The organism is Paraburkholderia sp. JPY419, from assembly GCF_050435705.1.
Taxonomy (GTDB): Bacteria; Pseudomonadota; Gammaproteobacteria; order Burkholderiales; family Burkholderiaceae; genus Paraburkholderia; species Paraburkholderia youngii.
In genome coordinates, this window is sequence record NZ_JBNDKV010000004.1 from 1,210,782 (window position 1) to 1,223,520 (window position 12,739).

13 protein-coding genes are annotated in these 12,739 nt (G+C 65.0%); 8 read left to right on the plus strand and 5 right to left on the minus strand.

Annotation, left to right across the window (positions count from 1 at the left end; translation table 11 throughout):
• Nucleotides 1-7 precede the first annotated feature (7 nt).
• The 3 genes from phnN to phnF are packed head-to-tail and all read right to left on the minus strand — an operon-like array spanning nt 8 to nt 2,075.
• Entirely contained in the window at nt 8-559 is a 552-nt protein-coding gene (phnN, locus tag QFZ91_RS34025; RefSeq protein ID WP_429569899.1) for a phosphonate metabolism protein/1,5-bisphosphokinase (PRPP-forming) PhnN, read from the minus strand.
• On the minus strand, nt 556-1,320 hold the full coding sequence (locus QFZ91_RS34030; protein WP_429569900.1) for a DUF1045 domain-containing protein: 765 nt from the start codon (nt 1,318-1,320) through the stop codon (nt 556-558). Before QFZ91_RS34030 ends, phnN begins: the two co-directional genes overlap by 4 nt.
• A complete protein-coding gene (phnF, locus tag QFZ91_RS34035; protein ID WP_176107743.1) occupies nt 1,317-2,075 on the minus strand; it encodes a phosphonate metabolism transcriptional regulator PhnF in 759 nt (252 codons plus the stop codon). The genes QFZ91_RS34030 and phnF overlap by 4 nt, the downstream gene beginning before the upstream one ends.
• A 180-nt stretch (nt 2,076-2,255) precedes the next feature.
• Here phnF and phnG point away from each other — a divergent pair, with 180 nt between their 5' ends.
• From phnG to QFZ91_RS34070, 7 genes are read left to right on the plus strand one after another with little or no spacing between them, the layout of a single operon-like run.
• A complete protein-coding gene (gene phnG / locus QFZ91_RS34040) occupies nt 2,256-2,762 on the plus strand; it encodes a phosphonate C-P lyase system protein PhnG (protein ID WP_429569901.1) in 507 nt (168 codons plus the stop codon).
• Nucleotides 2,762-3,373 carry a phosphonate C-P lyase system protein PhnH gene (gene phnH, locus QFZ91_RS34045; protein WP_429569902.1) on the plus strand — a complete coding sequence of 204 codons (612 nt, stop codon included), beginning with the start codon at nt 2,762-2,764 and terminating at the stop codon, nt 3,371-3,373. Before phnG ends, phnH begins: the two co-directional genes overlap by 1 nt.
• Nucleotides 3,373-4,509 (plus strand): carbon-phosphorus lyase complex subunit PhnI, encoded by a 1,137-nt coding sequence (locus QFZ91_RS34050; protein ID WP_429569903.1) that lies wholly within the window; start codon nt 3,373-3,375, stop codon nt 4,507-4,509. Before phnH ends, QFZ91_RS34050 begins: the two co-directional genes overlap by 1 nt.
• A complete protein-coding gene (locus tag QFZ91_RS34055; RefSeq protein WP_429569904.1) occupies nt 4,506-5,438 on the plus strand; it encodes an alpha-D-ribose 1-methylphosphonate 5-phosphate C-P-lyase PhnJ in 933 nt (310 codons plus the stop codon). The genes QFZ91_RS34050 and QFZ91_RS34055 overlap by 4 nt, the downstream gene beginning before the upstream one ends.
• Entirely contained in the window at nt 5,435-6,205 is a 771-nt protein-coding gene (gene phnK / locus QFZ91_RS34060; protein WP_429569905.1) for a phosphonate C-P lyase system protein PhnK, read from the plus strand. The genes QFZ91_RS34055 and phnK overlap by 4 nt, the downstream gene beginning before the upstream one ends.
• An 8-nt stretch (nt 6,206-6,213) precedes the next feature.
• On the plus strand, nt 6,214-6,990 hold the full coding sequence (gene phnL, locus QFZ91_RS34065; RefSeq protein WP_429569906.1) for a phosphonate C-P lyase system protein PhnL: 777 nt from the start codon (nt 6,214-6,216) through the stop codon (nt 6,988-6,990).
• A gap of 36 nt (nt 6,991-7,026) precedes the next feature.
• A complete protein-coding gene (locus tag QFZ91_RS34070; protein ID WP_176124648.1) occupies nt 7,027-8,160 on the plus strand; it encodes an alpha-D-ribose 1-methylphosphonate 5-triphosphate diphosphatase in 1,134 nt (377 codons plus the stop codon).
• 63 nt (nt 8,161-8,223) lie between these two features.
• Here the strand turns inward: QFZ91_RS34070 and QFZ91_RS34075 are convergent, their stop codons facing one another.
• Together QFZ91_RS34075 and QFZ91_RS34080 are read right to left on the minus strand one after the other, a co-directional pair.
• Complete coding sequence (locus tag QFZ91_RS34075) at nt 8,224-10,062, minus strand: diguanylate cyclase domain-containing protein (protein WP_429569907.1); 1,839 nt, start codon at nt 10,060-10,062, stop codon at nt 8,224-8,226.
• Nucleotides 10,062-11,291, minus strand: coding sequence for an extracellular solute-binding protein (locus QFZ91_RS34080; RefSeq protein ID WP_429569908.1), 1,230 nt, complete (start codon nt 11,289-11,291; stop codon nt 10,062-10,064). The genes QFZ91_RS34075 and QFZ91_RS34080 overlap by 1 nt, the downstream gene beginning before the upstream one ends.
• A gap of 652 nt (nt 11,292-11,943) precedes the next feature.
• Between QFZ91_RS34080 and QFZ91_RS34085 the strand changes: the two genes are divergently transcribed.
• A complete protein-coding gene (locus QFZ91_RS34085; protein WP_176381064.1) occupies nt 11,944-12,726 on the plus strand; it encodes an ABC transporter substrate-binding protein in 783 nt (260 codons plus the stop codon).
• The last annotated feature ends 13 nt before the right edge of the window (nt 12,727-12,739 follow it).

Consider the following 12,739-nt stretch of genomic DNA (forward strand, 5'->3'; position numbering starts at 1 on the left):
GACTTCGTTACGCGCTCACCTGCTCCTTGAGCACCGTGATCAACGCGTGCCCCGCTTCTTCGAGCGTGCCGGAGTTGTCGATCGTCGTGCAGCGCACGCCGGCCGGCAACGCAAACGGCGCGCGCCGCGCGAGCCGCGCCGCGACCTGCTCCGACGATTCGCGCGCCCGCGCGTCGAGCCGCGCTTCCAGAATATGCGGCGCGGCGCTCACGTGCACCACTTCCGCGCGTGGATAGCGCGCGAGCGCATGCTGCAGGTACTGCCGCGAGCCATTAACGACCACCGTGCAGCCACGCGCGAGCCACGCATCGAGTTCGATGCCGATGCCATAGCGCAGCGAATGGCTCGACCATTCGAGCGCGAACAGGCCCAGCACCGAGCGCGCGGCGAACTCCTCGACGCTCAGTGCGACATGCACTTCCCCATTGCCACTCGGCCGCGTGATGTAACGATGCGCGAACACGACCGGCTCGCCGGCGAGCCGCGTGCGCGCGAATTGCAGCAGCGAATCCTTGCCCGCGCCAGACGGCCCCATCACATAGACCAAACGCCCGTTCATTGGCTGCTCAGCTCGTCTTGCTGCTCGTCCTTGCGACCGCCGTGTCTCGCGCCGTCGCTGAACGGCAGTGGCTGCCACAGCACGAACGGCTCGCCCGGCGCCGGCTCGACGAACAACGCGGCCTGATCGACCGCGAGCGGCCCCAGCGCGGGCGTGCGCTCACGCCACCATGCGAGCAGCGTCGCGCGCTCGTCGGCATCGGCGAGCGAACTGGACAGCGTCATATGAAAACGGAACTCGTCTAACACGTACGGATAGCCCCATTGCAGCAGCAACGCACGTTGGCGTTCGGTGAGCGGTGCGGCGAGCCGGCGCTCGAGATCGGCCGCAGACGGCCGCGCGCGCAGCCCGTCTAGCGACTCCAGCGCGTTCGACGCAAGCTCGCGAATGCGCGTCTCGCCATCTGCATCGGCCGGTCGCAATGCGACGAAGTCGCCCAGCGTGGCCGCTTCCACCGGCAACGCGAACCGCTGCCGCCCTAGCGCCCACGCCCGCGCAGCCGCAAGCACGTCGTGCTGCGTGACACCGGCGCCGAGCCGGAACGGGGCGACCAGCGTGCCATGCCAGCCATAGCGGCGCGGCGAGTCGGTCAACGCGGCGAGCGGGCGCGCCAGGCCAGGCGGCTGCGGCTGCGCGTGGCGCTCGCCGCTTTGCGCATCGCGGCCGAGCCATGCCGAGCCGGCCTGCCACCACGCCGATTCACATGACGGCGCGTAGTACAGCGCAAAGCGCGCTTCGGCACTCCATGCGGGGCCGCTCACAGGTCATGCTCCACGAGCAGTTGCACGCGGTCGGCCGCAAAATGCGTGAAGCCGTATTTGACCGGCGTGCCTTGCAAATCGACGTCGACGTTCTCGACCCACAGCACCGGCTGTTGACGGTTGATGTTGAGCCGCCGCGCGACCTCCGGCTCGGGCAGCACGCTGCCGATGCGGCTCCACTTGCGCAGATAATCGTCCACGCCGAATTCGGCCAGCGCCTTCGTCGTGCCGCCGAGGCGTTGCACGACCTCCGGCAGCTCCGGAAAACGCGCGGCCGGATACCAGCTGCGCGCGAACGTAAGCGGCACGCCGTCGGACTCGTTCAGCGATTCGATCCGATAGACCGCCGCGCCCGCGCGCAGACCCAACGCCTTCGCGACGCTGGGCTCGGCTTTCACGCGCGCGCCCGACAGCATCGTGCCGCCTGGCGAGTGATGTTGTTGACGCAGGTTCTCGGTGAAACGCGTACGGCGGCCGATCGAATAGTCGATCGCGCCGGGCTGCACGAAGGTGCCGCGCCCCTGCTCCACGCTGACGAGGCCGAGCGCTGCGAGGCCGAGCATCGCGCGACGCACCGTGTGACGGTTGACGTCGAAGCGCTTCGCCAGCTCACCCTCGCTCGGCAACCGCCCTTCTTCCCCAAACCCGCTTGCCGCGATCTCGGCGGCGAGAATCTGTTCGATCTGTCTCCAGACGGCCACGCCCGCGCCGCGTTCGAGCATCGTGGCCGGCGCCGCGCTGTCGTTCGATGTCATGGTGCTGTCATTCCCTTCGGTTCAAATGATCGCCATGACGTGCATTGTAGTGCGCAAGCCGTGATGGAAATATGAAACGTACGCCGCGCACCACAGTCCAGACAACTATGCCTGTAAACGTCTAGACGTTTAGATGAATAGATGCTCCAATGTCCACTCGCTGGATCGACAGGAAATCCGATGAGCCCGAGTTCCGTTCCGCCCTCTGCGCCGTTGCCCGCCGTGTCTTCGACGGCGCGGCGCGCCTGGATGGCCGTGCTGGCCCGCACGCCGCGCGCCGACCTCGAAGCCTCGCTGCAGCGCGCGTTGCAAGATCAACCTATCCCCGCCTATGACTGGCTGCGCCCCCCTGAAATCGGCCTCGCGATGGTGCGCGGGCGCATCGGCGGCAGCGGCGATCCTTTCAATCTCGGCGAAGCAACGGTCACGCGCGCCACGCTGCGTCTGCATGCCAGCGGCGACGCCGAGGCCACCGTCGGCGTCGCCTGTCATCTGGGACGTGACCGCCGTCGCGCCGAACTTGCGGCGCTCGCCGACGCTTTGCTACAGATGCCCGAGCATCACGACAGCCTGCATCGTCAATTGATCGAGCCGTTCGCCGCCCAACAGAAGGCACGGCGCGCACAACAGCAGCAGGACGCCGCGGCGACGCGCGTCGAATTCTTCACGATGGTGCGAGGCGACTGATGGAACATTCACCGATTGCGTTGTCCACGCTGACGCCGGGTTTCGCGGACCCGGTCCACGCTACCCAGGCCGTGTTTCGCACGCTGCTCGACGCGTTGTCGCGCCCCGGCACGATCGGGGTGATTCGTGACGTGCTGCCCGAGTTGCGCAACACGCCGGTCGAACCCGCCGCATTCGCTGCGCTGCTGACGCTCTGCGACTACGCGACACCGGTTTGGCTCGCGCAGCCTGATACCGCGCTCGCGTCGGCGTTGCGTTTTCACACCGGCGCGCCGCTCGTCCATGCGCCCGGCGACGCGGCATTCGTCTATCTGCACGACGCCGACGCGTTGCCGTCGCTCGAAAGCTTCGCACCCGGCAGCGCCGAGTCGCCCGAGCAATCGGCCACGCTGCTGATCCGCGTCGACGCGCTGACGGGCGGCGCACCGGTCACGCTGAGTGGCCCCGGCATTCTGGAGAGCCAAACGATTTCGCCGGTTGGTCTTCCACCACGGTTCTGGCAAGAGCGCGCGATGCTCGCACCGCTGTTTCCGTGCGGCATCGACTGTTATCTGGTTTGCGGCCCGCGCGTGATCGGCCTGCCGCGCACAACTGAAGCGAAGGTGAACTGATGTACGTTGCCGTCAAAGGTGGAGAACGCGCTATCGAAGCGTCGTGGCGCCTGCTCGACAAAGCGCGCCGCGGCGATACGCAGATCGCCGAACTGAGCGTCGCGCAGATTCGCGAGCAGTTGCGGCTCGCGGTCGCGCGCGTGATGACCGAAGGCTCGGTCTACGACGAGGAGCTTGCCGCGCTCGCAATCAAGCAGGCAGCCGGCGATCTGGTCGAAGCGATCTTCCTGCTGCGCGCATATCGCACCACGTTGCCGCGCTTCGGCTATACGCGCGCCATCGATACCGAATCGATGCGGGTCGAGCGGCGTATCTCGGCGACCTTCAAGGACTTGCCCGGTGGCCAGTTGCTCGGCGCGACCTACGACTACACGCAGCGCCTGCTCGATTTCGCGTTGCTCGCCGATGGCGACGACGCGCGGCAGCACGTGACGCAAGGCAATGCGCCGGTTTCGCAGGAACCGCCCGCGTCGGAAGCGATGCCGCGCGTCGTGTCGCTGCTCGACAAGGAAGGCCTGATCGAACAGGAGCGCCCGACACCGGATGGCCCGGAACCCGGCGATCTGTCGCGCGAACCGCTCGCGTTTCCAGCGAGCCGCGCGACGCGTCTGCAGAACCTCGCGCGCGGCGACGAAGGCTTTCTGCTCGCGATGGGCTATGCGACACAACGCGGCTACGCGCACTCGCATCCGTTCGCGGGCGAGATCCGTTTCGGCACGATCGCGGTCGAAATGGACCTCGACGAACTCGGCGAAGCGGTCGACATCGGCGATATCGACGTCACCGAATGCCAGATGATCAACCAGTTCGCTGGCAGCAGCGCGGTGCCGCCCACCTTCACGCAGGGCTACGGGCTCGCGTTCGGCCACTCGGAGCGCAAGGCGATGGCGATGGCGCTGGTCGATCGCGCGCTGCGCGCCGAAGAACTCGGCGAGACGCTCTCGTCGCCGACGCAGGACATCGAATTCATGCTGTCGCACAGCGATAACGTCGAGGCGTCGGGCTTCGTGCAGCACCTGAAGCTGCCGCATTACGTCGACTTCCAGGCGGAGCTGGAACTGGTGCGGCGCTTGCGCGCGCAGCATCACGGCAACGATGAATCAGGCCACGCCACCGACAAGGAGCAAGCAGCATGAACGCGCCCGACACCGCTGTTGCAAACACCTCATACGACAGCGCCGCGCACGGCTACAACTTCGCGTATCTCGACGAGCAGACCAAACGCATGCTGCGCCGCGCGTTGCTGAAGGCAGTCGCCGTGCCGGGCTACCAGGTGCCGTTCGCATCACGAGAAATGCCTCTGCCGTATGGCTGGGGCACCGGCGGCATCCAGGTTACCGCCGCGATCATCGGCAAGACGGACACGCTGAAGGTCATCGATCAGGGTTCCGACGAAACCACCAACGCCGTCAACATTCGCCGCTTCTTCGCGCGCATCACGGGTGTGGCGACCACCCGGCACACCAGCGAGGCGACGATCATCCAGACGCGGCACCGGATTCCGGAAACGCCGCTAACCGAACGCCAGATCCTCGTCTATCAGGTGCCGATGCCCGAGCCGCTGTTCCGGCTCGAACCGCGCGTCGCCGAATGCAAGAAGCTGCATGCGCTCGCCGATTACGGGCTGATCAGCGTGAAGCTGTACGAGGACATCGTGCACCACGGCAGCATCGCAACCACGTACGACTACCCGGTGATCGTCAATCATCGCTATCTGACATCGCCGTCGCCGATCCCGAAGTTCGACAATCCGAAGATGCATATGAACGCCGCGCTGCAACTGTTCGGCGCGGGGCGCGAGCGCCGGATTCACGCGATTCCGCCTTATACGCCGGTGCGCAGCCTCGACTTCGACGATCATCCGTTCGAGGTGCAGAAGTGGCAGCACGCGTGCGCGTTGTGCGGATCGAAGGAAAGCTTTCTCGACGAGATGATCGTCGACGACGCCGGCACGCGCATGTTCGTGTGCTCGGATAGCGACTACTGTCACGAGCGGCGCGGCGACGGAGAGATCGAACCGCAAGCACCACTGCCCCACGCCACGCGCGAAGGAGACTCCGCATGACGCCGCTTCTGAGCGCCCGCGCGCTGACCAAACAATACGGCGGCCGCAACGGTTGCCGCAACGTGAGCTTCGATCTGTATCCGGGCGAGGTACTGTGCATCGTCGGCGAATCGGGTTCGGGCAAGACCACGCTGGTCAATACGCTGGCGCTGAAGGCCGAGGCCGATAGCGGCTCGCTGCACTACGCCGCGTCGCACGGCGACCTGCTCGACCTGCGCGCGCTGTCGGAGCCGCGCCGCCGTCTGCTGATGCGCACCGAATGGGGCTTCGTGCAGCAGAATCCGCGCGACGGCCTGCGCAGCGGCGTATCGGCCGGCGCCAACATCGGCGAGCCATTGATGGCTGTCGGCGCGCGACACTACGGCGAGATTCGCCGCACGGCCACGCAATGGATGGAGCGTGTCGAACTCGACCCAGCGCGCATCGACGAATTCCCCGCCGCCTTTTCGGGCGGTATGCAGCAACGTCTGCAGATTGCGCGCAATCTCGTCACCGGTCCGCGTCTGGTGTTCATGGACGAACCGACCGCCGGTCTCGACGTGTCCGTGCAGGCGCGTCTGCTCGATCTGCTGCGCACGCTGACCTCGACGCTGCATCTGTCGGTGCTGATCGTCACGCACGATATCGGCGTCGCGCGTCTGCTCGCACATAGGCTGATGGTGATGCAGGCAGGCGAAGTCGTCGAAGCGGGTCTAACCGATCAGGTGCTCGACGATCCGCAGCACCCTTATACGCAAACGCTGGTTTCCTCGGTTCTGCCGGTTTGAGGCTCACAATGCAATCCACTGAGGTAGTAATTGACGCGGGCAGCGCGGCACGTCACGGCGAGCGCGCTTTCGCCGACAACGCGGCGCTGATGCTGCGCGCCACCGGCATCGGCAAGACTTTCACGCTGCACGGCCAGGGCGGTGTGCGAATCGACGCGCTCGCGAACGTATCGCTCGAAGTCGAGCGCGGTGAATGCGTGGTGCTGGTCGGGCCGTCGGGCGCGGGCAAAAGCACACTGCTGCGCTGTCTGTACGGCAACTATCTGGCGAGCACCGGCTCGATCGCGATTCGCGACACCAGCGATCAGGGCAGGCCCGTCACGATCACCGGTGCCGAACCGCGTGACGTGCTGCGTCTGCGACGTAGCGTGGTCGGCTATGTGAGCCAGTTTTTGCGCGTGATTCCGCGCGTGCCGACGCTCGCGCTCGTCGCCGAGCCGCTCATGCTGCACGGCGTCGCAGAACCCGAAGCAAACGCGCGCGCCGCTGAATTGCTCGCGCGGCTCAACGTGCCGGAACGTCTGTGGTCGCTCGCGCCCGCGACGTTTTCGGGTGGCGAGCAGCAGCGCGTGAACATCGCGCGAGGTTTGATCGCCGAACATCCGCTGTTGCTGCTCGACGAACCGACCGCTTCGCTCGATGCCGAAAACCGCGACGTTGTAGCCGATCTGATCGTCGAGGCGCGCGAGCGCGACGCGGCGATCGTTGGTATCTTTCACGACGAAGAGACTCGCAACAAGGTCGCGACGCGCCGCCTGGAACTGCGGCCGCCGCTGCGGCATTAAATTGACACCAGTCCCGACTGACTACGGAGCAAGTCGATGTTGATCAGCAACGCTCGCATCGTGACGCGAGACGAAGAATTCATTGGCACCGTGCGCGTGGAAGACGGCGTGATTCGCGACGTCGAACGCGGCGCGAGTTCGGCGCGCAACGCCGAAGACTGGGACGGCGATTATCTGCTGCCCGGTCTGATCGAACTGCATACGGACAATCTCGAGAAGCACCTCGTGCCGCGTCCCGGCGTCGAATGGAATACCGACGCGGCTTTCGTGATCCACGACGCGCAGGTCGCCGCGGCCGGCATCACGACGGTATTCGACGCGCTCGCGATCGGCTCGCGCTCGAGCGTTGGGCTGCGTAACCGCCACGTGCAAACGCAATGCGCCGAATCGCTGCTGCGGCTGTCCACGCGTCGGCTGCTGCGCGCCGAGCACTTTCTGCATCTGCGCTGCGAGATCGCGACCGCCGACGTGCTCGAGGTATTCGATTCGCTGTGCGCGCATCCGCTGTTGCGGCTCGCGTCGGTGATGGACCATACGCCGGGACAGCGCCAATGGCACGATCGCGAGCAATGGCGCCGCTTCCAGGAGCGCAACGGCAAGATGAGCGACGAGCGTGTCGCGAGCACGCTCGCCGAACTCGCGGTCGAACAGGAGCGTTACGCGGATGAGCATCGCCGCGAGATCGTCGCGCGGTGCCGGCGGCTCGGCATTCCGGTCGCGAGCCACGACGACACGCTGATCGAGCACGTCGAACAGGCGAAGGCCGAGGGCATCGTGCTGGCCGAATTCCCGACCACGCGCATCGCCGCGCAAGCCGCGCGCGAGCACGGCATCGCAACGATCATGGGCGCGCCGAACATCGTGCGCGGCGGCTCGCATTCGGGCAACGTGTCGGCGCTCGAACTCGCGCGCGCGGATCTGCTCGATATTCTGTCGTCGGATTACGTGCCGTCGAGCTTGCTGACCGCGGTGTTCGATCTGGTCGAAAAAGCGGGCTGGTCGCTGCCGCGCGCGATGGCAACGGTCTCGGCCGAACCGGCGCGCACCGCCGGTCTCACGGACCGCGGCGCGATCGAGCCGGGCTTGCGCGCGGATCTCGTGCGCGTGACGATGCTCGACAAGCTGCCAGTGCCGCGCGCGACTTATCGCGGCGGGGTGCGGATCGTTTGAGTGGCGAACTGAAGGCGCGTCTGCGTCTCAGGTCGACAGCTCAACGGCGCGGACAACACCGCGTCACGCGGTAGGCTCCTCCTCGCGCCCCTCGGTCGCATCGCGCGCGGCGTGCGCCTGGGCGAGCTGCGCGTGGGCAAGCCGCGCCTGCTCGGCCTGTTCGTGGAGCCGCATGGCGAGCAGATCCTGATAGCGCAGATACGCGCAGCGGCCACCCGATTTCGCCGCATACATCGCCGCATCGGCGTTCAGCAGCAGTTCCTCGGCATTGCCGCTGTCGTGCGGAAACTCGCTGATGCCGATGCTCGCGCCGACCGTCATGCTATTGCCGTCGACGCTCAGCGTTTCGTTCAGCGCATCCATGATGCGCTCGGCGATTTCGGGCGTGACCTCGGCCGCGCGCTGCCCTTCGATCAGCACGATGAATTCGTCGCCGCCGAGCCGCGCGACCACGTCCCCGGCGCACAGTACCTCCTTCAGACGGCGCGCGACCGCGACCAGCACCTTGTCGCCAACGGAGTGACCGAACTGATCGTTGATCTGCTTGAAGCGGTCGAGATCGACGAACAGCACCGCGAGGCCTTCGCGGCGGAAGCTTGCCTCCTCGATCGCGTTCTCGAGCTTCTGCATGAACAGCATGCGGTTCGGCAAGCCGGTCAGCACGTCGTGCGAGGCCAGATGCACGAGCTCGCTCTGCTTGCTGTGCAGCGCATCCATCTGCGCGCGGATTTCACGGCGCAAACGCTCGAAGCAGCGCGCGAGCACGCCGATTTCGTCGGTGCGTTTGAGCGGCAAGGTGTGCATCGCGTGCTCGGCGAACAGATGCGTCGCCGCATGCGCGAGCTGATGAAGCGGCTTGGTCAGCGCTCGCGCGAACAGAATTGCCAGCAGTACCGACAAAGCGCTGAACACCAGCACCATGCGAATGATCCGCGTGCCGAGCTGATTCGCGCCGCTCAACACGTCCTCGAGCGGCTTCGCGAGACCGAGCACGATGAAGCGATTGCCTTCCGAATCGCCGAACGGCCGCCGCACGAACGCGAGCACCCGCCCGTGCGCCTCATAGGGCCGCGCGAGACCGTTGACGAGCACTTCGCTGCGCCGCTGCTCGAACAGCTGCTTCGTGACCGGGAAGCTGTCCTGCATCAGCACGCGCCGGCCGCGGTCGAAACCGAAGGTCTTCGACGCGTCGGGATGAACCAGGAAGTCGCCCCACTCGTTCGCCAGATAGACCTGGTAGTCGCTCGGCAGATCGCTCTGCAAACGCCGCAGCATGCCGGCCAGATCGACGTCGAGCACGACGACGCCGACCACCGTGCCGCGCGCATCCGCGATCGGCGTGCCGAGACGCAGCGTCGGCCTGCCTTGCGCCGCATGCGTGCCGTATTCGTGATTGATCGAAATCGGCGAGGTGTAGATGCGTCCGGGTGAAAACGCGAGCGTTTCGAATACGTAGGGAAACTGAGCTTTTTCCTGCAGATCGTCACCCTGTACACGCACGAGGCCGTCGCTGTCGCGATCGAAACGGATCAGCTCGAGCCCGTGATGCTGCCGCGTGATCAGCCGCACCTGCAGATACTCCGGGTGGTGCAGCATGAAGCTCGAATACACCTGCGCGAGCCGCTCGCGGCCGAGGTTCGGACCGATGCCGTCGTCGGTCTGCGTGACGCTCACCGATGACGGCATCGTCGCCAGCACCAGCGCGTCTGCGGCGACGTCGTCGATCGATACGGCGATGCGCTGGCCGAGCAGCTCCGTCGAAGTCTGCAGGCTGCGCTCCGCTTCGTTGACCAGCATCGTGCGATTCGCGCGATACGCGTAATAGCCGGTCGCGCCCGACGCCAGCACGCCGATGCACGCGAGCAGCACGGACAGCTTGAAGGTCAGGCCGCGATGCAGCATCAGAAGCGCTCCGAACGGTCGCCCGACACGATGCGCGTCCACAATTGCTCGCGGCGGTCGATATCCTCGACCGGACCGATCCAGACGATGTGCGCGTTGGGGTTGCCTTCGGCCGGCTCGGTCAGCGTATTCGCGAGCCCCTGGCGCTGTGTCAGCAGCGCGCTCACGCTCGGCTCGAGCATGTAGTTGATCCACGCGAGCGCGAGCGGCTGGTCGCTCGCCGCGCGCGTCATCGACCAGCAGTCGAGCCACGCGAGCGCGCCTTCGTCCGGAATCACATAGCCGACGTCGGCGCCCGCGCGCCGCAGCAACTGCACCTGCTGCGTGCCGTAATTGCCGAACATCAGTGCGACCTTGTGCTGGATGAAGAACGCGGTCGCCTCCTCGGGCAGCGTGTAGTAGGTCAGCAGATTGCGGCGCAGCTCGACGAGCTTGTGCGCGATCGTGCGCATCTGCGCGGGGTCGAGTTGAAACGGATGCGGATAGCCGAGCGCGAGCGCGGTGAACGAGAAGTTGTGCTGCGCGCTATTGAAGTCGAGCACCTTGCCACGATAGCGCGGGTTCCACAGTTCGAGCATCGAATGCGGCGCCACCGGAATCTGCTTGCGATCGTAGATGAGGCCCATCGACGAATAGGTGAACGGAATCGCGTAGACCTTGCCCGCCGACGTCAGGCCGCCGATCGAGCCGAGCGCCTGGAAACGCGGCAATTGCTTCTTCGTATTGGGCAGACTCGCGAGATCGAGCGGCGCAAGCAGATTAGCCTGCGCATAACGGCGAATTTCGGCTGTGTTGGCGGCGAGTACGTCGAAAGGCGGCTCGCCCTTGCTATGCATCTGCGCCCACAGCGCCTCGTCGGAATCGACCAGCGTAACCTCGACCTTCGCGCCGTAGCGCGCTTCGAACGCCTTGACGACATCCGGGTCCGCGTAGCCGGGCCATGCGAGTACGTGCAGCACCTTGTCGGCAGCCGCGGCTGGCGTGGCCACGGCGAAACTCGCGCACAGCAGTGCGCCTGTCAGAACGCTCAACGCGCGGGGCAAAACGTCGCACCGAAATCCCGATACGCCAATGGATATAAATCCCGATGTAATTCTCGACAAAAAGCCGATAAAAAAACGGCGCTGCAATAATGCCGCGCGAACCCGCGCGCCGACGCTCGCGATTTGTCGCTTGAAAGTCTGTTTACAACAGCCTGTTTGATCCGCCATGAACGACATCGTGCGCATGAATAAACACCGTTGAGCAGAAAGGTCTTTTGGTCTAGCGCAAATGCGCGGCATTTGAATCTTGACGGCTGTCCGACGATTTGCTTCGGTGCGATCCGCGCCTGCGCGGGCGGTCGGCGTCCTACGCATGGAGCATCGATGATAGCGCCAAAAGCCGTGGTTTTCGCACAGGTTCCAAACGGCTGCGCAAAAATATCGGCGCTGGTAATACCGTGTAAGCCAATGGTCTCGAGGCCGCTGTTAAATAACGGCAAATTCGGCCACGAGCTTTAACGATATCCACGTTTCAAACCCGCGTTTCGAACCGCTTTTCGGCGAATTCGCAAAGAATGCCTCCGCATATTCCGGTCGATCACGCTCGCCGGCTCACCGTATTACCCCTCGTGCATTACACCCGTGTTACGCAAACACCACCAACAGTGTACGATCCGGTCACATCGGCTTGGGTGCACGCGTCGCTCCAGAGGGCCTCCTCCTGCGCCATCCGGTGTTTTACTAGCTTCCCAATATTTTTGAACTGATAAGCTTGGCGCGCGTTGCAGGCCACCCCGGCTTGCATCCTGACCAGAAGCCCGTTTGCGAGTCGCGCCGGGCGTCCCGAGGCGGCACAACCGTCGAGGGCGAAATTGAACTACACCGAGGAGTAAAAATAGTGAAAAAACTGCTAGCGGCTTTGACGGTTGCCTTGATTGCCACCGTCTCCATTGGCGCACACGCTAAAGATTGGTCGACGATCCGTTTTGGCGTTGATGCCAGCTATCCCCCGTTCGAGTCGAAAGGCGCAGACGGCAAGCTCGTTGGCTTCGATATCGACCTCGGCAACGAAATCTGCAAGCGCGTCGGTGCGAAGTGCGTGTGGGTGGAAAACGACTTCGACGGCATGATCCCGGCACTGAAGGCGAAGAAGTTCGACGGCGTGCTGTCGTCGATGTCGATGACGCCGCAACGCGCCGAACAGATCGCCTTCTCGTCGAAGCTGTTCAACACACCGACGCGCCTCGTCGCGAAGCAGGGCTCGGGCATCCTGCCGACCGCTGAATCGCTGAAGGGCAAGACGGTGGGCGTCGAACAGGGCACGATCCAGGAAACCTACGCGAAGACGTACTGGGAACCGGCGGGCGCGAAAGTCGTGCCGTATCAGAACCAGGACCAGGTCTACGCCGACCTGATCTCGGGCCGTCTGGACGCAGCGCTGCAGGACGCAGTGCAGGCTGACCAGGGCTTCCTGAAGACGCCGCGCGGCAAGGGCTTCGCGTTCGTCGGCCAGGACCTCAACGATCCGAAGATCCTTGGTAGCGGCGCCGGCATCGGCATGCGCAAGGAAGACACCGATCTGAAGGCGAAGGTCGACAAGGCGATCGCCGACATGATCAAGGACGGCACCTACAAGAAGATCGAGAAGAAGTACTTCGACTTCGACGTGTACGGCAGCTAAATCGCCGACGCGC

Excerpts from the sequence above, each read along its gene's own strand:
- phnN (WP_429569899.1), bottom strand. The coding sequence starts at position 559 with ATGAACGGGCGTTTGGTCTATGTGATGGGGCCGTCTGGCGCGGGCAAG.
- phnF (WP_176107743.1), bottom strand. The coding sequence starts at position 2,075 with ATGACATCGAACGACAGCGCGGCGCCGGCCACGATGCTCGAACGCGGC.
- phnG (WP_429569901.1), top strand. The coding sequence starts at position 2,256 with ATGAGCCCGAGTTCCGTTCCGCCCTCTGCGCCGTTGCCCGCCGTGTCT.
- phnH (WP_429569902.1), top strand. The coding sequence starts at position 2,762 with ATGGAACATTCACCGATTGCGTTGTCCACGCTGACGCCGGGTTTCGCG.
- QFZ91_RS34050 (WP_429569903.1), top strand. The coding sequence starts at position 3,373 with ATGTACGTTGCCGTCAAAGGTGGAGAACGCGCTATCGAAGCGTCGTGG.
- QFZ91_RS34055 (WP_429569904.1), top strand. The coding sequence starts at position 4,506 with ATGAACGCGCCCGACACCGCTGTTGCAAACACCTCATACGACAGCGCC.
- phnK (WP_429569905.1), top strand. The coding sequence starts at position 5,435 with ATGACGCCGCTTCTGAGCGCCCGCGCGCTGACCAAACAATACGGCGGC.
- phnL (WP_429569906.1), top strand. The coding sequence starts at position 6,214 with ATGCAATCCACTGAGGTAGTAATTGACGCGGGCAGCGCGGCACGTCAC.
- QFZ91_RS34070 (WP_176124648.1), top strand. The coding sequence starts at position 7,027 with ATGTTGATCAGCAACGCTCGCATCGTGACGCGAGACGAAGAATTCATT.
- QFZ91_RS34075 (WP_429569907.1), bottom strand. The coding sequence starts at position 10,062 with ATGCTGCATCGCGGCCTGACCTTCAAGCTGTCCGTGCTGCTCGCGTGC.
- QFZ91_RS34080 (WP_429569908.1), bottom strand. The coding sequence starts at position 11,291 with ATGCGCACGATGTCGTTCATGGCGGATCAAACAGGCTGTTGTAAACAG.